Below are 17799 nucleotides of genomic sequence, written 5' to 3' on the forward strand. Positions count from 1 at the left end.
CCCGCGTTGAGCTTTAGAAAAATTTGTGACCAAGCTCTCTTAAGCCAGACATCTTGAGGGGAGAGTATTTCTTGAGGCAGGGAATCAACGTAATCCCGCCGGGAACCAGGGATTGCGGGCAAAAAAAAACCCCACCTCTTAAGGCAGGGTCTTGTCATTAAAGTGCGTTAATTAGTCTTCTTTCGGACCACGCATCGCACGTTTACGATCGTTTTCAGTCAGGTGACGTTTACGAATACGGATAGACGTTGGTGTTACTTCTACCAGTTCGTCGTCATCGATGAATTCCAGAGCCTGTTCCAGAGTCATTTTCTGAGCTGGAACCAGGGTGGTGGCTTCATCAGTACCAGAAGCACGCATGTTGGTCAGTTTCTTACCGGTCAGGCAGTTTACAGTCAGGTCGTTAGAACGACTGTGAATACCGATGATCTGGCCTTCATAAACTTCTGCGCCGTGACCCAGGAACAGCTTACCGCGGTCCTGCAGGCTGTACAGTGCAAACGCAACAGCTTTACCCTGACCATTAGAGATCAGCACGCCGTTCTGACGCTGACCCACTTCGCCCGGACGAACATCGTCGTAATGGCTGAAGGTGGAGTACAGCAGACCGGTACCGGAGGTCATGGTCATGAATTCTGAACGGAAGCCGATCAGACCACGGCTTGGGATCACGTAGTCGAGACGTACGCGGCCTTTACCATCTGGATTCATGTTTTTCAGGTCGCCTTTACGCTCGCCCAGTGCCTGCATAACAGAACCCTGGTGCTGCTCTTCGACGTCCAGCGTTACGTTTTCGAATGGCTCTTGTTTACGGCCATCGATTTCGCGGAAGATAACTTTCGGACGGGAAACCGCCATCTCGAAACCTTCACGACGCATGTTTTCAATCAGAACGGACAGGTGCAGTTCACCACGACCAGACACGCGGAATGCGTCTGCATCCGGAGTCTCTTCAACACGCAGTGCAACGTTGTGTACCAGTTCTTTTTTCAGGCGGTCAAGGATCTGACGAGAAGTAACGTACTTACCTTCTTTACCGCAGAACGGAGAGGTGTTTACGTTGAAGAACATGGTCACGGTCGGCTCATCAACAGACAGCGCCGGCAGCGCTTCAACATTCTGCGGATCGCAGATGGTGTCGGAGATGTTCAGTTCGCCCAGACCAGTGATCGCGATGATGTCGCCCGCTTCTGCAACGTCGCTCTCGATACGCTCAAGACCCAGATGGGTCAGAACTTTACCGACTTTACCGTTGCGAGTTTTGCCTTCGCTATCAATGATAGTGATCTGCTGGTTCGGTTTAACTTTACCGCGCTTGATGCGACCGATGCCGATAACACCCACGTAGTTGTTGTAGTCCAGCTGAGAGATTTGCATCTGCAGCGGGCCATCAAGGTCAACGTTCGGAGCCGGTACACGGTCAACGATGGTCTGATACAGCGGGGTCATGTCTTCCGCCATATCTTCGTGATCCAGACCTGCGATACCGTTCAGCGCTGAAGCGTAAACGATCGGGAAGTCCAGCTGTTCGTCGGTCGCGTCGAGGTTAACGAACAGGTCGAATACCTGGTCAACAACCCAGTCAGGACGCGCGCCAGGACGGTCAACTTTGTTGATAACAACAATTGGCTTCAGGCCATGAGCAAAGGCTTTTTTGGTCACGAAGCGCGTCTGCGGCATCGGACCGTCCATTGCATCAACCACCAGCAGCACGGAGTCTACCATGGACATTACACGTTCAACTTCACCACCGAAGTCGGCGTGTCCCGGGGTATCAACGATGTTGATACGGTAGTCATTCCACTTGATAGCGGTGTTTTTAGCGAGGATGGTAATCCCACGCTCTTTCTCCAAATCGTTGGAGTCCATCACGCGCTCTTGGGTTTCGGCACGAGAGTCGAATGTACCGGATTGTTGGAGCAGCTTGTCTACCAGGGTGGTTTTACCATGGTCTACGTGCGCGATGATGGCGATGTTACGCAAATTTTCGATCACAACTTTGCCTCAGGCATTTTAGAAATAGCGCGTTATTGTACACGGATTAATCGCAGTACAAAACAGGATCACAAACATCCTCCGCAAACAAGTATTGCAGAGTTTCTTTGTGATCACATTCACGGAGCGTTAAAAGGGGTAATCTCATGTCAATTGCACCATTATAGTGCTTAATGTTCACAAAGAGGCACTATAATGGTGCAATACAACCTTCATGGTGCAACCCCTTTGCACGATGATGCGCATGATAACGCCTTTTGGGGGCAATTTAAAAGTTGGCACAGATTTCGCTTTATATTTTTTACGGCGACACGGCCAATTTTTGCAGAATTGAAGACCTCGTTACCACGACGACAATGACCAATCCGGGAGAGTAAGTATGTCCGCTGAACACGTTTTGACGATGCTGAACGAACACGAAGTGAAGTTTGTTGATTTGCGCTTCACTGACACTAAAGGTAAAGAACAGCACGTCACGATTCCTGCTCATCAGGTAAATGCCGAATTCTTTGAAGAAGGCAAAATGTTTGACGGCTCCTCAATCGGTGGCTGGAAAGGCATTAACGAATCAGACATGGTTCTGATGCCAGATGCTTCTACTGCACTCATTGACCCGTTCTTTGAAGAGTCTACTCTGATCATCCGTTGCGATATCCTGGAACCAGGCACACTGCAGGGTTACGACCGCGACCCGCGCTCCATCGCAAAACGCGCTGAAGAATATCTGCGTGCTACCGGCATCGCAGACACCGTGCTGTTCGGGCCAGAGCCAGAATTCTTCCTGTTCGACGACATCCGTTTCGGCAGCTCTATTTCCGGTTCCCACGTCGCTATCGATGATATCGAAGGCGCATGGAACTCCTCCACCAAATATGAAGGTGGTAACAAAGGTCATCGCCCTGGCGTGAAAGGCGGTTACTTCCCGGTTCCTCCGGTCGATTCTTCCCAGGACATCCGTTCTACCATGTGTCTGGTCATGGAAGAGATGGGCCTTGTCGTTGAAGCGCATCACCACGAAGTGGCGACTGCGGGCCAGAACGAAATCGCTACCCGCTTTAACACTATGACCAAAAAAGCGGACGAAATTCAGATCTACAAATACGTCGTTCACAACGTCGCGCACCGCTTCGGTAAAACGGCGACCTTTATGCCAAAACCGATGTTCGGCGATAACGGTTCCGGTATGCACTGCCACATGTCTCTGTCCAAGAACGGCGTAAACCTGTTCTCCGGTGACAAGTATGCAGGTCTGTCCGAGCAGGCGCTGTTCTACATCGGTGGTGTAATCAAACACGCTAAAGCGATCAACGCCCTGGCGAACCCGACCACCAACTCCTACAAGCGTCTGGTCCCGGGTTACGAAGCACCGGTTATGCTGGCGTACTCTGCCCGTAACCGTTCTGCCTCTATCCGTATCCCAGTCGTTGCCTCTCCGAAAGCACGCCGTATTGAAGTACGCTTCCCGGACCCGGCGGCTAACCCGTACCTGTGCTTTGCAGCACTGCTGATGGCTGGTCTTGATGGTATCAAGAACAAGATCCACCCGGGCGAAGCAATGGACAAAAACCTGTACGACCTGCCACCGGAAGAAGCAAAAGAGATCCCACAGGTTGCTGGCTCTCTGGAAGAAGCACTGAACGAACTGGATCTGGACCGCGAGTTCCTGACTGCAGGCGGCGTGTTCACCAATGAAGCGATCGATGCGTACATTACGCTGCGTCGCGAAGAAGATGACCGCGTGCGCATGACCCCGCACCCGGTAGAGTTTGAGTTGTACTACAGCGTTTAATCGTTTGAGTTGTACTTTCCAGATAAGGCCGCGTCACGCGCTGGCGCGATAACCTGGAATTGAGTTGCCGTGGAAACTTTCAGCCCATCACACGATGGGCTTTTTTCTCCGCCAACGAACTGATCCTTCGCGCTTTTTCTACGTGAAAGCTATAATGCACTAAATTGGTGCAACCTTTTTCAGGAGACTGCTGAATGGCAACCGGCACGCTGCCCGATGCTGGGCAGATCCTCAATTCGTTAATTAACAGCATTTTACTTGTCGACGATGAGCTGGCGGTGCATTACGCCAACCCCGCGGCACAGCAGCTGCTTGCCCAAAGTTCCCGCAAACTGTTTGGCACGCCGCTTTCTGAACTGCTGAGTTATTTCTCATTAAACATCGGGCTGATGCGAGAGAGCCTGGAAGCGGGTCAGGGCTTTACGGACAATGAAGTGACGCTGGTGATAGATAGCCACTCGCATATCCTCTCTGTGACCGCTCAGAGGCTGCCTGATGGCCTTATTCTGCTGGAGATGGCGCCCATGGATAACCAGCGCCGTCTGAGTCAGGAGCAGCTCCAGCATGCCCAGCAAATAGCCGCCCGCGATCTGGTACGTGGTCTGGCGCATGAAATTAAAAACCCGTTGGGTGGATTACGCGGTGCAGCACAACTGCTCAGTAAAGCGCTACCGGATCCAGCCCTCAAGGAATATACCCAAGTCATTATTGAGCAGGCAGACCGCCTGCGTAACCTGGTCGACCGCCTGCTGGGGCCGCAGCAACCCGGTATGCACATCACGGAAAGTATTCACAAGGTGGCAGAGCGCGTTGTGGCACTGGTGTCGATGGAACTCCCGGAGAACGTCACGTTGATCCGCGATTACGACCCGAGCCTGCCAGAAATACTGCACGATCCTGACCAGATAGAACAGGTTCTGCTGAATATTGTGCGTAATGCGTTACAAGCGCTGGGACCGGAAGGTGGCGAGATTATTCTGCGTACCCGCACCGCGTTTCAGCTCACATTGCACGGCATGCGTTACCGCCTGGCGGCGCGTATTGACGTTGAGGACAACGGTCCGGGTATTCCTCCACATTTACAGGATACGCTGTTCTACCCAATGGTCAGCGGTCGCGAGGGGGGAACCGGGCTGGGATTATCTATCGCCCGTAATTTGATTGATCAACATTCCGGCAAAATTGAATTTACCAGTTGGCCGGGTCATACCGAGTTCTCGGTTTACCTGCCTATCAGGAAATAGAGGTGACGTTTATGCAACGAGGAATAGTCTGGGTCGTTGATGACGATAGTTCCATCCGTTGGGTGCTTGAACGTGCGCTCGCAGGGGCAGGACTCAACTGCACCACATTTGAAAGCGGTAAAGAGGTACTGGACGCGCTCGCCAGTAAAACGCCGGACGTGCTGTTGTCGGATATCCGCATGCCGGGGATGGACGGCCTGACGCTGTTAAAACAAATTAAACAGCGTCATCCGATGCTTCCGGTCATCATCATGACCGCGCACTCCGATCTGGACGCCGCCGTCAGCGCCTACCAGCAAGGGGCGTTCGATTACCTGCCCAAGCCGTTTGATATTGACGAAGCTGTGGCGCTGGTTGAACGCGCCATAAGCCATTATCAGGAACAGCAGCAGCCGCGTAATGTTCAGATCAACGGCCCCACCACCGATATCATTGGTGAAGCCCCAGCAATGCAGGATGTCTTTCGCATAATTGGCCGGCTTTCCCGCTCTTCAATTAGCGTCTTGATCAACGGTGAGTCCGGGACCGGTAAAGAGTTGGTCGCTCATGCTCTCCACCGTCACAGCCCGCGTGCCAAATCGCCATTTATCGCCCTTAACATGGCGGCAATTCCGAAGGATTTAATCGAATCTGAACTGTTTGGCCACGAAAAAGGCGCCTTTACCGGCGCCAATACCATTCGTCAGGGACGCTTCGAGCAGGCGGATGGCGGCACGCTGTTTCTCGATGAGATTGGCGATATGCCGCTGGACGTGCAAACGCGATTGCTGCGTGTATTGGCCGACGGACAGTTTTACCGCGTCGGCGGCTATGCGCCGGTGAAGGTGGACGTGCGCATTATCGCGGCTACGCACCAGAATCTGGAACTGCGGGTACAGGAAGGCAAGTTCCGCGAGGACTTGTTCCACCGACTGAACGTCATTCGCGTTCATTTACCACCGCTGCGCGAGCGACGGGAAGACATCCCTCGCCTGGCGCGTCATTTCCTGCAGGAAGCCGCTCACGAGCTGGGTGTGGAAGCCAAGCAGTTACACCCTGAAACCGAGGCCGCACTGACGCGTCTGGCCTGGCCGGGTAACGTTCGTCAACTAGAGAACACTTGCCGCTGGTTAACCGTGATGGCCGCCGGGCAGGAAGTGCTGATTCAGGACCTGCCGGCTGAGCTATTTGAAGCAAGCGTTCCAGACGCGCCCTCACATATGCAGCCTGACAGCTGGGCAACACTGCTGGCACAATGGGCTGACCGGGCACTACGCTCCGGTCATCAAAACTTACTCTCTGAAGCGCAGCCTGAAATGGAACGCACGCTGTTAACCACCGCGCTGCGCCATACTCAGGGCCATAAACAGGAAGCGGCGCGCTTACTCGGATGGGGGCGTAATACCCTGACACGTAAGTTAAAAGAGCTTGGCATGGAGTAAGGGATTTTCGCTGTGTAAAGATTGATAATTGAGCGCAAAGCGCTGCTATTTTGCGCTTTACTGTTCCGATGAGTTAAGTATGATCGTGCCCGGAAAACGGGGGAAGTCATCATGCTGGAATCAATTATTAATCTGCTGTCGAGCGGCTCGGTTGAAAGCCATACGCCGCAAACTGCGGTTGCCGCGGTGCTGTGTGCGGCGCTGGTTGGGCTGTTTAGCTAGCGGGTTTGTCGGGTGGCGCTTCGCTTACCCGACCTACATATTGAGATGTCGTAGGCCCGGTAAGCGAAGTGCCACCGGGCAACGTCATTAGATGACCCGCGAGAACTGCTGCATCCGTGCTTTCTGGCGCAGGTATGCATCAAAGCACATGCAAATATTGCGGATCAGCAGACGACCTTTTGGCGTCACCTGAATCCCATTCTCATTCACATCCACCAGCCCATCTTTCGCCAGCGGAGCCAACAGCTTCAAGTCTTCAGCAAAATAGTCAGCAAAGTTCAGATCCCATTGCTGTTCTACGACGGCGTAGTCGAGGCGGAAGTTGCAGATCAGTAGTTTAATCACATCCCGGCGAATACAGTCATCTTGGGTCAGTGCAATACCGCGCCACAGCGCATTCCCCTGCTCATCCACCTGCTGATAATAGTGCTTCAGCTCTTTTTGGTTCTGCGCGTAGTTGTCGCCAATCATACTGATGGCGGAAACGCCCATGCCCAGCAGGTCGGTATCGCCCTGGGTGGTATAACCCTGGAAATTACGGTGCAGAACACCCTCGCGCTGGGCAATCGCCAGCTCGTCATCCGGACGGGCAAAGTGATCCATCCCAATGAACTGATAACCTGTTTCGGTCAGCGAGGAGATGGTCTCCTGCAAAATATCCAGCTTCTGTTGTGGGCTAGGCAGGTCAGCATCTTTGATTTTACGCTGCGCGGCAAACAACGTTGGCAGGTGCGCATAGTTAAAGACACTCAGGCGGTCGGGATTGAGCTCAGCCACCCGCTTCAGGGTAAAGGCAAAGCTTTCCGGCGTCTGTTTTGGCAGACCATAGATGAGGTCAATGTTGGTCGAGGTAAAGCCAATCTCACGCGCACGATTAATCAGTGCAAAGATAAACTCCTCGTCCTGCTCACGGTTTACCAGGCGCTGAACTTCTTTATTGAAGTCCTGCACCCCCATGCTCAGGCGGTTAAAGCCTTCAGCACGTAAATGATCGAGCACATCGAGTTCGATTTCACGCGGATCAACTTCGATCGAGATTTCTGCATCCGCGTTAAAATCGAAGTTATCACGCAGCAGCGTCATTAAGCGGCTAATCTGCGCTTTATTCAGATAGGTTGGCGTGCCGCCGCCCCAATGCAACTGGCTAACATGACGGCCAGCAAACAGCGGCGCGCGATGAATAATCTCTTGTTCTAAAACGTCCAGATATTGATCGGCCTTATGCTGCTGGCGGGTCACAATTTTGTTGCAGCCGCAGAAATAGCACAATTTATGGCAGAACGGGATATGGACGTACAAAGAGAGTGGACGTTCAGGGTAACGCGCTACGGCTTGCAGAAATGCTTCAGCACCGTAGTCTGCAGAAAACTCCAGCGCGGTCGGATACGAGGTGTATCGTGGCCCGGAATAGTTATATTTCTGGATCAGGGCCAGGTCCCAGTCGATTAGCTGCTCAGACATGCTCACTCCTTCCGATGGCGTTTCTGGCGGGTACGGCGTACCGGCTTACCCCCACTGCGAGTGATAAGCCGGTTGCGCAGCCACTTTTGGCGCCGCGACAATCGCTGTAGTTTAACGAATAACCACACCAGATAACATATAACCGGAAGGGTTATAAGCAGGACGGGAAGACCCACGGTACAAAACCGTTAGTTACCGCCCTTCAGCAGGCGCATCATGTCTTCCTGCTTTTCTTCTTCTTCGTCAATTTCTTCGTCATCATCGTAAGAGAGCCCCAGTTTCTGCATCAGCTCATCGATGCGATCCAGCTTGGCATCCACCCAGGACTGATCTTCAGCACTCAGGATCTCTCCCGCTTCAAGACGTTCCAGCAGCGCATCCAGGCGCTCATCCGTTTCCAGTAAATCCAACTCAGCCTGTGGTGAAAGCATAGGTTTCTCACTCTTCGGTTTGTGCTGTTTGGTGACTTTTTCAGTCACACCCAATGCAATGGGAGTTTTACTGCCAATACGAGGATCTTTGTGTTTGTTTTGGTTTCCGCCACCTGATGCACCGTCGCTGCCGGTCGCACGGCTGCCCGCAGCAAGACCACGGTGTTTTTTCTGACGCTTACGGTCGCGAGCTTCCAGGTTAATTTCTTCGCGTGTCTTACGACGCGCCTTTGCAGGACCTTTCCCGCGAGGTGTAGAAGTTGTTTTCATCATGATTCGTCTTTGGCTGTTTTTATTCAGTATATAATTGCGCCGGAATCTAGCAGAAATAAAGAAAAAAGGCGACAGAGTAATCTGTCGCCTTTTTTCCTGACTCTCAACCCTTAACGGGCCCTACAATCCCTGTCGGCTATCAACACACCCTGTTTTTCCCTTAGCCAGAAACATTCCGTGTTGTTTCCATTTCCTTTTACTAACGTCTCCGGACGTTTGTCTTCCTGACAATCCTGCGTCTTCGCCTCCTGGCGCTCCTGACCCTCATCCTGAGTCGTTTATCCTGTTAGCTCCCTTGCTATGGACGCTACTTTACTCTTTTGGGTAACACGCACAAGTAACCGACTTAACAGTTTCAGTTTTTCAGAATATTTCTTAATGGTAATTATATGATTTATTTAATTTATATTGTTATGCACTCTCTCATCTCGCATAAATACTATCGGCAATGTCTCACAAAGCCCGCGCTTTTAACTTACATAACCCGTGCGTCGAAAAATCCGCCTTTTGCTGGTGTTCAGGTATAATCGCTGCAAAGCCTTGATTGATGGAGACGACCACGTTGACTAACTTGAATTATCAACAGACGCATTTTGTGATGAGTGCGCCTGATATTCGCCATTTACCTTCCGATACAGGAATTGAAGTGGCTTTTGCTGGCCGTTCCAACGCAGGCAAATCCAGCGCACTAAATACCCTGACAAATCAAAAGGGTCTGGCACGTACATCTAAAACGCCGGGCCGTACTCAGCTCATCAACTTGTTTGAAGTGGTTGACGGTAAACGTCTGGTTGACTTGCCGGGGTACGGGTATGCAGAAGTTCCGGAAGAGATGAAGCGCAAATGGCAGCGCGCGCTGGCAGAATATCTGGAGAAACGTCAAAGCCTGCAAGGTTTAGTCGTACTGATGGATATTCGCCATCCACTGAAAGATCTCGATCAGCAGATGATTTTGTGGGCCGTAGAGAGCAACGTCCAGGTGCTGGTATTACTGACCAAAGCGGACAAACTGGCCAGCGGCGCACGCAAAGCACAGTTGAATATGGTGCGTGAAGCAGTGCTGGCGTTTAATGGCGATGTACAGGTAGAAGCATTCTCATCGCTGAAAAAGCTGGGTGTGGATAAACTGCGTCAGAAACTGGATACCTGGTTTAGCGAACTGGCGCCTATTGAAGAGATGCAGGACGGGGAATAACCTACCGATATGCCGGATGGCGCCGCTGCGCGTCTTATCCGGCCTACAGCATGTGCGAAACCTTTCTTTCGCACAATAAAAAACGCCCCAGTCATTACTGACTGGGGCGGCTAAAATATTCAGCCAAATCCGATTACGTGAAGTAAAAGGTCTGAAAGATAGAACATCTTACCTCTGTACCCTACGAGAATAACTTTACTCTTTTTTGAGCAGCGCAGAAAGCACTTTTTGTAATTTTTTTTCACTCCCGGCATAGGAAATTTTAATGGTCATCACAAAAAGCGCTAACTTATGTTGCTTAGTTACGAAAAGAGCGTGTTATTCAGCAAACCCTTAGTGCGCTTGATCCCAGTTTTCACCGCTTCCGACTTCCACCAGCAACGGCACATCAATTCGCGTTCCGTTCTCCATCAGCTGATGGATTTTTTTCGAGACGCTATCGAGATCATCTTTGTGCACTTCAAACACCAGTTCATCATGTACCTGCATGATCATACGTACGCGAGGCTGTTCGGTTTGCAGCCAGTCGTCTACGGCAATCATAGCGCGCTTAATAATGTCCGCAGCGGTGCCTTGCATCGGGGCGTTAATCGCCGCACGTTCCGCACCTGCACGACGCGCACCATTACTGGATTTGATATCCGGTAAATAGAGGCGACGTCCTTCCAGCGTTTCAACGTACCCTTGCTCTTTTGCCTGCGCACGCGTGCGTTCCATATATTCCAGTACGCCCGGATAGCGTTCGAAATAGAGATCCATATACTTCTGCGCTTCTTTGCGTGGAATATTGAGCTGGCGTGCAAGACCGAAGGCACTCATGCCGTAGATCAGACCAAAGTTGATGGCCTTCGCGCTGCGGCGCTGTTCACTGGTCACGGAATCAAGAGGTAAGCCAAAGACCTCTGCAGCCGTGGCGCGGTGAATGTCCTTTCCTTCGGCAAAGGCGGTAAGCAGCCCCTTATCACGCGAGAGGTGCGCCATAATGCGTAGCTCAATCTGCGAGTAGTCCGCCGAGACAATGACATAATCTTCTGGTGCAATAAATGCCTGGCGAATACGGCGTCCTTCCTCATTACGCACCGGAATATTTTGCAGGTTAGGATCGGTAGAAGACAAACGCCCGGTCGCCGTAACTGCCTGATGATAAGAGGTATGCACACGGCCAGTTTTAGGGTTGATCATCAGCGGAAGTTTATCTGTATAAGTAGACTTCAATTTTGCCAGCCCACGATATTCCAGAATCACCTTCGGCAGCGGATAATCCAGCGCTAACTCTTCCAGCACCTCTTCTGACGTTGACGGCGCGCCGCCCGGCGTTTTCTTCAGCGGCTTGATGCCCTGCTTTTCAAACAGAATGGTTTGCAGCTGTTTAGTGGAAGAGAGGTTAAAGGCTTCCCCGGCAATCTCGTGCGCTTTTTGCTCCAGCTCGTTCAAACGCAGCGTCAGCTCTGCTGAATGCTTGTGCAACACGGCAGGGTCGATTTTTACACCGTTGCGCTCGATGCGGGACAGGACCGGGACCAACGGCATATCGATATTCTCGAAGACGTTTAGCGGTCCTTTATGTTTTTGCAGCTCTGGCCACATTTTCAGATGCAGCTGTAGCGTGACGTCGGCGTCCTCCGCGGCATAACGACCAGCCTCTTCCAGCGCAATCTGGTTAAAGGTCAGTTGGTTTTTACCTTTCCCGGCGATCTCTTCGAAGGTGATCGTTTTATGTTTCAGCCAGCGGTCAGACAGGCTGTCCATATCGTGTCGCCCGGCAACGCTGTTAAGAATGTAGGATTCGAGCATGGTATCAAAGACGATACCGCGCAGCTCGATACCGTAGTTCGCCAGGACGCCACGGTCATACTTCAGGTTTTGCCCAACTTTATGCGCTTTTTCGTCTTCCAGTAGCGGCTTCAGCAGCGTCAGCGCCCGATCACGGGAAATTTGGTCAGGGGCATCCAGGTAGTCATGCGCGACAGGAACATACGCAGCCACACCCGGTTCAATAGCGAAAGAGAGCCCCACCAGATTCGCGGAGATATTGTCCAGGCTGTCGGTTTCGGTATCAAAAGCAAAGACCGGCGCTTTTTTCAGCTTCGCAATCCACGCTTCCAGCGTCGTCTCGTCCAGAATCGTCACATAGTTATCGTATGAGAGAACCGTGGCGGGCTCCTCAGGCGTTTCATCAATAACGATGGTTTCCTGTGGTTTTGCCGCAGGTTTTGTACCTTTTGCCTGCAGCCATTTCCCGGCTTCAACGTCGGTGACCCAACGTTTGAACTCATATTGTTTGAACAGATTTAACAGCTCGTCCGCTGCAGGTTGTCGTACTTCCAGCTGCTCGCAGGTTAATTCCAGCTCGACATCCGTTTTGATGGTTGCCAGCTTATAAGAGAGGTAAGCCACCTCTTTATTCTGCTCGAGCTTGCCAGCCATGGTTTTTGCGCCACGAAACGTCAGGCCCGCTATTTTTTCTGATTCAGCATAGAGCGTATCCAGCCCGCCCAGCCCCTGGAGTAACGCCTGAGCCGTCTTTTCACCCACGCCCGGCACGCCAGGAATGTTATCAGAAGAGTCGCCCATCAGCGCCAGGAAGTCGATAATCAGTTCCGGCGGCACGCCATACTTATTTACCACCTCATCCGGGCCGAGGATCGTATTGGTCATGGTGTTGATGAGGGTGATATTCGGCGTCACCAGCTGAGCCATGTCTTTATCACCGGTACTGATCAGCACCGGACGGCCAATTTGCTCTGCTTCACGCGCCAGCGTACCGATAACGTCGTCCGCTTCTACGCCTGAAACAGCCAGCAGGGGTAACCCCATGGCTTTTACCATCGCGTGCAGCGGTTCAATCTGCGCGCGTAGATCGTCTGGCATCGGCGGACGATGCGATTTGTAGTGCTCGAATAATTCATCACGGAAGGTTTTACCCTTGGCGTCGAATACCACCGCCGCATGCGTCGGCTTATATTGCAAAATCAAGCTACGCAGCATGTTGAGGACACCGTACATCGCGCCCGTAGGCTCTCCTGCGCTGTTGGTCAGCGGTGGGAACGCATGGTATGCGCGATACAGGTAAGATGAGCCATCTACAAGGATAAGTGGGTTTTCTGGGATCTGAACCATAATGTCCATGCCTGTTTATCAGATTATGGGTAAAGGATGCCACAGACAGGATGAAAACATGAGTTTTTCGCCGCATTTGTCGAAAAACTTTTGTAGATCTTCTGTGTTGTTCGCAATGTGATCTGTGGATAAGTTTGTGAATAAATAATTTTCAGCCCTTTAAATACAGCAAGATAATTTATGAATCATAATAATTCTGCATATTTTTCATTATGTTATTTCATGACGCAGAATTTTATATCATCTTTTCAGCTTATAGCTGGATGTGGATAGATATTCCCTTTTTTTCTATTCAGCGAAGATCCATCATTTGGTTCGTTTTCTGATAAAATTAGCCCCTTGCGCCCTTTTAGCGCACTATTTATGGCTAACCTTTTGAATAATTTAATTATGGCGAGAATACTCGCCGCGATAACGCTGCTGCTGAGTATCGCATTGACCATATTGGTCACGATTTTATGTTCCGTGCCAATCATCCTGGCCGGAGTTGTAAAACTGCTTTTGCCTATTCCTTTCGTCTGGCGCAAGGTATCCCTCTTTTGTAATTTCATGATGTACTGCTGGTGTGAAGGTCTGGCGCTATTGCTACACCTTAATCCACGACTGAAGTGGGATGTTGAGGGGCTGGAAGGTCTGAGCAAGAAGAATTGGTATCTGCTCATCTGTAATCACTACAGCTGGGCCGACATCGTTGTGCTTTGCGTTTTGTTTCGTAAGCATATCCCGATGAATAAATACTTTCTTAAGCAGCAGTTAGCCTGGGTGCCTTTTATTGGTCTGGCATGTTGGGCGCTGGATATGCCATTTATGAAACGCTATTCGCGCGGTTATTTGCTCCGTCACCCTGAACGACGTGGTAAAGATGTGGAAACAACACGTCTTTCTTGTGAGAAGTTTCGTGTGCATCCAACAACGATCGTGAATTTTGTCGAAGGCTCACGGTTCACCCACGAGAAATGCCAGCAGACCCGATCTCCCTATAAAAACCTGCTGCCACCTAAGGCTGCCGGTATTGCGATGGCGCTGAATGTCTTAGGATCGCAATTCGATAAGTTGCTGAACGTCACGCTGTGTTATCCGCAAAACAGCAGCCATCCTTTCTACGACATGCTGAGCGGTAAGTTAACGCGCATTGTAGTACGGGTGAATCTGGAGCCGGTGAAAGAGGAATTACACGGCGATTACGTCAACGATAAAGGGTTTAAGCGTCGGTTCCAGCTGTGGCTGAATACGCTCTGGGGCGAGAAAGATGCGCAAATAGATGCGATTAAAGCCTCAACTAAAAAAGCCGGTCTCTGACCGGCTTTCGCGTTTACTTCTGGCCTACCAGATATTTCACGGTATCGGCATACTGCTGTACAAAGATATCCATGCTGCTGGTATCCATGCCTTGCGGATTCACCTGATATTTGCCATTCACAAACATCGCCGGAACCCCCTGCAGTTGCAGATCGGCAGCCGCTTTTTCCTGCTGAGCGACCAGTGATTTCACCACGAAGCTGTTCCATGCCGCATCATAGTCTTCACCTTTAATACCCGCATCAACAAATACTTTACGGATATCAGCGGTAGACTGGACGGTCTGAGTTTTCTGCACCGCTTCAAACAACGGTACTGTGACCTTATCTTCTACGCCCAGCGCCAGCGCAACCGCCCACGCCTGAGTCAGATCTTTGCCCAGAGGTCCCAAAAACTCAACGTGGTATTTGGTCATCTTGGTGCCTTCAGGCAGTTTTTTCTTCACGTTATCAGACACGTGAAGCACTTCTTCAAACTGGTAGCAATGCGGGCAGTAGAAGGAGAAGAACTCCAACACCTGCGGTTCACCCGCAATAGGCTTTTCCAGTGTGATGTACTGCTTACCATCCTGGAACTGCGCTGCCGATGCGCTAAAAGCTAAAACCATACCAGCCAGCGCCAGCCATATTTTTTTCATGTCCATGTCTCTCCGATTAATACATTGGCGTTAATTGTAAGGGGGGTTGTTGCAGAATTTTTGCCTGCTCAATAAAGGTCGCCGTCTGACGGTGCCAGTAATCTTCTCCGGTTAACCACGGGAAGTTTTTTGGAAACGCAGGATCATCCCAACGTCGAATCAGCCAGGCTAGATAATAAACTAAACGCATGGCGCGTAAAGGTTCTATGAGTCCTAATTCAGCGACGTCGAACTCAGTAAACTCTTCATAAGCTTCGATAATGGTTTCAAGCTGCATGCGCTGCTCGGCTTTATCACCATTAAGCAGCATCCATAAATCCTGAATGGCCGGGCCATTGCGGGCATCATCTAAATCGACAAACATCGGACCATCGCGCCACAGAATATTTCCGGCATGACAGTCACCGTGCAGGCGCAGAGTATCAAAACGCGTATGCCACCGTTCGGTAACCACGGTGATAAGCGCATCCGTTGCTTTCAGAAATGCCGCTTTTTGCCCTGATGGAATAATCGGTGCACTGTCGAAAAGTTTACGCGGTTCAATCAGATACTCGTCGAGGCCAATGGTCGGTCGAAAAGCAAAAGGCTGTTTTCGCCCGGTTTGATGCAGACGTCCGAGATAGCGGCCAACCGACTCCATTTGATCGATATTGTCGGCTTCAAACTGCCGACCTCCTACGCTGGGGAATATCGCATAGTGGAACCCTTGATGCCCCAGTAACGTCTGGCCATCAAACACCATCGGCGCCGCAACCGGCACGTCATCACGCACCAGTTCCAGTGCAAACTGATGTTCTTCCTGTATTTGATCGACGGACCAACGCTCAGGGCGGTAAAACTTTACGACAAAGCGTCGACGGTCTTCGTCCTGGAATTGGTAGACACGGTTTTCATAGCTGTTGAGCGGGGTAAGCCCGGAATCCACCCGGATCCCCTGCTCAAACAGCGCATCCATGATGGTATCCGGGTGTAGCGTTTGGAAAGTAAAAGCGTTGTTATTCATCCCATCATCCGGAAATTACTACGAATGATTCAGGATATCATTTCGCAGCACTTTCGGTGGCGGCGATTACAAGCTTTTACTCTTTAATTACGCCACGAGCGCGCAGCAATGCGGTTTTAAAGTCTTCTTCATAATCTTTCTGAATACCTGGGATCACCGCATCCTTCGCTGAGTCACGCATTTTCAGGTGATAGATCAGAATGTCATCAGTTAAATCCGCCAGTTCTCCGTCAAAACCTGACTCTTTCGCCAGTTTCTGTAAAAATTGCATCAGGTTAAGATCGGGTTCTTTCTGCCAGGCTGGCTGGAGGAGTTCAATAACTTCATTCAGACGTTTACATTTCATGGTTGTGCTCCTTACGCTTAATACAGATACGTTAGCAGGGTCAATCCCACATTAAAAGAGGCGATATCAGTGATTCTGGATAGTGCAATTACAGGGGTTGTCCTGGCGGGCGGTAAGGCCAGGCGGATGGGGGGTGCAGATAAAGGACTGCTTGAGCTAGACGGCAAACCTTTGTGGCGGCACGTCGCAGATGCGCTCGCCTTACAGGTCGAGACCGTCGTGGTTAATGCCAATCGCCATCAGGATATTTATCAGCAAAGTGGTCTGAAAGTTATCCCTGATTCATTACCTGATTTCCCTGGCCCGCTGGCCGGAATGCTGTCGGTATTTTTACAACTGGCAGGTGACTGGTTTTTATTCTGCCCCTGCGATATGCCCTATATTCCCCACAACCTGGTCGCAAGACTGGCAGAACAGCGCCAAAATGCGCCAGTGGTGTGGGTACATGATGGGGAGCGGGATCACCCGACAATTGCACTGATGCACAGAGCAATGCAGCCGTTACTGCAGGAGTATCTTCAGGCAGGTGAACGACGGGTGATGGTCTTTATGCGCCAGGCCGGCGGACACGCCATCGATTTTAGCGATCATAAAGATGCGTTTGTGAATGTGAACACACCTGAAGAATTGGCCAGATGGCAGGATAAATCATGATCCCATTGCTCGGTATTGCCGCATGGAGCGGCACAGGAAAAACCACACTGCTCAAAAAACTGATCCCGGAACTGTGCGCCAAAGGCATTCGTCCAGGATTAATTAAGCATACCCACCACAACATGGACGTCGATAAACCCGGCAAGGATAGCTATGAGTTACGTAAAGCTGGCGCAGCGCAAACACTGGTTGCCAGCCAACAACGCTGGGCGTTAATGACGGAAACACCGGCAGAACCTGAGTTAGATTTAGCCTATCTGGTGAGCCGAATGGATGCTACAACACTGGATTTGGTACTGGTTGAGGGTTTTAAACACGAACCTGTCGCCAAGATCCTGCTTTTTCGTGAAAATTGCGGGCATAGTGCACAAGAATTAACGATTGATGAGTATGTTGTTGCGGTTGCCAGTGATGTTCCACTCGAAGTGGATGTCCCACTTTTAGATATCAACGACGTACAACAAATTGCAGGGTTTGTTACACAGTGGCTGGGACGTTAACCAACCGGTAATCTGCAAAATTGTGCCTGATGACTTTGCGCTTATCAGCGCCTACCATTCCGGCAGCGAGCAAGCACTTCCCAAAAACACAGACGCAAAAAAGCCCATCCGTCAGGATGGGCTTCTTCACTTGTTTGATGCCTGGCAGTTCCCTACTCTCGCATGGGGAGACCCCACACTACCATCGGCGCTACGGCGTTTCACTTCTG

Annotated in this window: 16 protein-coding genes and 1 pseudogene; 8 read left to right on the top strand and 9 right to left on the bottom strand. The window is 51.0% G+C overall.

What is annotated here, in order from left to right:
• Positions 1 to 171: 171 nt before the first annotated feature.
• Entirely contained in the window at positions 172 to 1995 is a 1824-nt protein-coding gene (gene typA, locus M2374_RS20600; protein WP_115259820.1) for a ribosome-dependent GTPase TypA, read from the bottom strand.
• 379 nt (positions 1996 to 2374) lie between these two features.
• Here typA and glnA point away from each other — a divergent pair, with 379 nt between their 5' ends.
• The 4 genes from glnA to M2374_RS20620 all read left to right on the top strand — a co-directional run bounded on the left by glnA (position 2375) and on the right by M2374_RS20620 (position 6671).
• Positions 2375 to 3784 carry a glutamate--ammonia ligase gene (glnA, locus tag M2374_RS20605; RefSeq protein WP_096758883.1) on the top strand — a complete coding sequence of 470 codons (1410 nt, stop codon included), beginning with the start codon at positions 2375 to 2377 and terminating at the stop codon, positions 3782 to 3784.
• A 194-nt stretch (positions 3785 to 3978) separates the two neighbouring features.
• Positions 3979 to 5028, top strand: coding sequence for a nitrogen regulation protein NR(II) (gene glnL / locus M2374_RS20610; RefSeq protein ID WP_115259821.1), 1050 nt, complete (start codon positions 3979 to 3981; stop codon positions 5026 to 5028).
• Positions 5029 to 5039: 11 nt separating this feature from the next.
• Entirely contained in the window at positions 5040 to 6449 is a 1410-nt protein-coding gene (gene glnG / locus M2374_RS20615; protein WP_115260010.1) for a nitrogen regulation protein NR(I), read from the top strand.
• A 111-nt stretch (positions 6450 to 6560) separates the two neighbouring features.
• Entirely contained in the window at positions 6561 to 6671 is a 111-nt protein-coding gene (locus tag M2374_RS20620; RefSeq protein ID WP_096758886.1) for a YshB family small membrane protein, read from the top strand.
• A gap of 87 nt (positions 6672 to 6758) precedes the next feature.
• On the opposite strand, the gene hemN is transcribed toward M2374_RS20620, so the two are convergent.
• The 3 genes and pseudogenes from hemN to M2374_RS20635 all read right to left on the bottom strand — a co-directional run bounded on the left by hemN (position 6759) and on the right by M2374_RS20635 (position 9171).
• The gene (gene hemN, locus M2374_RS20625) at positions 6759 to 8132 is read right to left on the bottom strand and encodes an oxygen-independent coproporphyrinogen III oxidase (protein ID WP_181688594.1); all 1374 of its coding nucleotides are present in this window, start codon (positions 8130 to 8132) and stop codon (positions 6759 to 6761) included.
• Positions 8133 to 8320: 188 nt separating this feature from the next.
• Positions 8321 to 8836 (bottom strand): Der GTPase-activating protein YihI, encoded by a 516-nt coding sequence (gene yihI / locus M2374_RS20630; protein ID WP_096758888.1) that lies wholly within the window; start codon positions 8834 to 8836, stop codon positions 8321 to 8323.
• Between the two features lie 110 nt (positions 8837 to 8946).
• Positions 8947 to 9171, bottom strand: a pseudogene (locus M2374_RS20635) (hypothetical protein).
• A gap of 227 nt (positions 9172 to 9398) precedes the next feature.
• Between M2374_RS20635 and yihA the strand changes: the two are divergent.
• Complete coding sequence (gene yihA, locus M2374_RS20640) at positions 9399 to 10031, top strand: ribosome biogenesis GTP-binding protein YihA/YsxC (protein ID WP_096759489.1); 633 nt, start codon at positions 9399 to 9401, stop codon at positions 10029 to 10031.
• A gap of 333 nt (positions 10032 to 10364) precedes the next feature.
• Here yihA and polA read toward each other — a convergent pair whose 3' ends face one another.
• On the bottom strand, positions 10365 to 13151 hold the full coding sequence (gene polA, locus M2374_RS20645) for a DNA polymerase I (RefSeq protein ID WP_181517688.1): 2787 nt from the start codon (positions 13149 to 13151) through the stop codon (positions 10365 to 10367).
• 248 nt (positions 13152 to 13399) lie between these two features.
• Positions 13400 to 13702, bottom strand: a complete 303-nt coding sequence (locus M2374_RS20650) for a hypothetical protein (RefSeq protein ID WP_223240315.1) — start codon at positions 13700 to 13702, stop codon at positions 13400 to 13402.
• On the opposite strand from M2374_RS20650, the gene M2374_RS20655 reads away from it, so the two are divergent.
• Entirely contained in the window at positions 13596 to 14450 is an 855-nt protein-coding gene (locus M2374_RS20655; protein WP_249418278.1) for an acyltransferase, read from the top strand. The genes M2374_RS20650 and M2374_RS20655 overlap by 107 nt on opposite strands.
• Before the next feature lie 13 nt (positions 14451 to 14463).
• Here the strand turns inward: M2374_RS20655 and dsbA are convergent, their stop codons facing one another.
• From dsbA to M2374_RS20670, 3 genes are all read right to left on the bottom strand, one after another.
• Complete coding sequence (gene dsbA / locus M2374_RS20660) at positions 14464 to 15087, bottom strand: thiol:disulfide interchange protein DsbA (protein WP_096758891.1); 624 nt, start codon at positions 15085 to 15087, stop codon at positions 14464 to 14466.
• 16 nt (positions 15088 to 15103) lie between these two features.
• Positions 15104 to 16090 (bottom strand): serine/threonine protein kinase, encoded by a 987-nt coding sequence (locus tag M2374_RS20665; RefSeq protein ID WP_135912787.1) that lies wholly within the window; start codon positions 16088 to 16090, stop codon positions 15104 to 15106.
• Between the two features lie 76 nt (positions 16091 to 16166).
• Entirely contained in the window at positions 16167 to 16436 is a 270-nt protein-coding gene (locus M2374_RS20670) for a YihD family protein (RefSeq protein WP_042325406.1), read from the bottom strand.
• A 69-nt stretch (positions 16437 to 16505) separates the two neighbouring features.
• On the opposite strand from M2374_RS20670, the gene mobA reads away from it, so the two are divergent.
• Entirely contained in the window at positions 16506 to 17090 is a 585-nt protein-coding gene (gene mobA / locus M2374_RS20675; protein ID WP_135912788.1) for a molybdenum cofactor guanylyltransferase MobA, read from the top strand.
• Positions 17087 to 17590, top strand: coding sequence for a molybdopterin-guanine dinucleotide biosynthesis protein MobB (mobB, locus tag M2374_RS20680; protein WP_096758894.1), 504 nt, complete (start codon positions 17087 to 17089; stop codon positions 17588 to 17590). The genes mobA and mobB overlap by 4 nt, the downstream gene beginning before the upstream one ends.
• Positions 17591 to 17799 lie beyond the last annotated feature (209 nt).

Source organism: Citrobacter sp. JUb117 (assembly GCF_024809055.1).
GTDB lineage: Bacteria > Pseudomonadota > Gammaproteobacteria > Enterobacterales > Enterobacteriaceae > Citrobacter > Citrobacter gillenii.

Coding starts and splice junctions, on each gene's coding strand:
- M2374_RS20665 (WP_135912787.1), bottom strand. CDS start 16,090: ATGAATAACAACGCTTTTACTTTCCAAACGCTACACCCGGATACCATC.
- glnA (WP_096758883.1), top strand. CDS start 2,375: ATGTCCGCTGAACACGTTTTGACGATGCTGAACGAACACGAAGTGAAG.
- M2374_RS20620 (WP_096758886.1), top strand. CDS start 6,561: ATGCTGGAATCAATTATTAATCTGCTGTCGAGCGGCTCGGTTGAAAGC.
- polA (WP_181517688.1), bottom strand. CDS start 13,151: ATGGTTCAGATCCCAGAAAACCCACTTATCCTTGTAGATGGCTCATCT.
- hemN (WP_181688594.1), bottom strand. CDS start 8,132: ATGTCTGAGCAGCTAATCGACTGGGACCTGGCCCTGATCCAGAAATAT.
- M2374_RS20670 (WP_042325406.1), bottom strand. CDS start 16,436: ATGAAATGTAAACGTCTGAATGAAGTTATTGAACTCCTCCAGCCAGCC.
- yihI (WP_096758888.1), bottom strand. CDS start 8,836: ATGATGAAAACAACTTCTACACCTCGCGGGAAAGGTCCTGCAAAGGCG.
- dsbA (WP_096758891.1), bottom strand. CDS start 15,087: ATGAAAAAAATATGGCTGGCGCTGGCTGGTATGGTTTTAGCTTTTAGC.
- M2374_RS20650 (WP_223240315.1), bottom strand. CDS start 13,702: ATGAAATTACAAAAGAGGGATACCTTGCGCCAGACGAAAGGAATAGGC.
- mobB (WP_096758894.1), top strand. CDS start 17,087: ATGATCCCATTGCTCGGTATTGCCGCATGGAGCGGCACAGGAAAAACC.
- glnL (WP_115259821.1), top strand. CDS start 3,979: ATGGCAACCGGCACGCTGCCCGATGCTGGGCAGATCCTCAATTCGTTA.
- glnG (WP_115260010.1), top strand. CDS start 5,040: ATGCAACGAGGAATAGTCTGGGTCGTTGATGACGATAGTTCCATCCGT.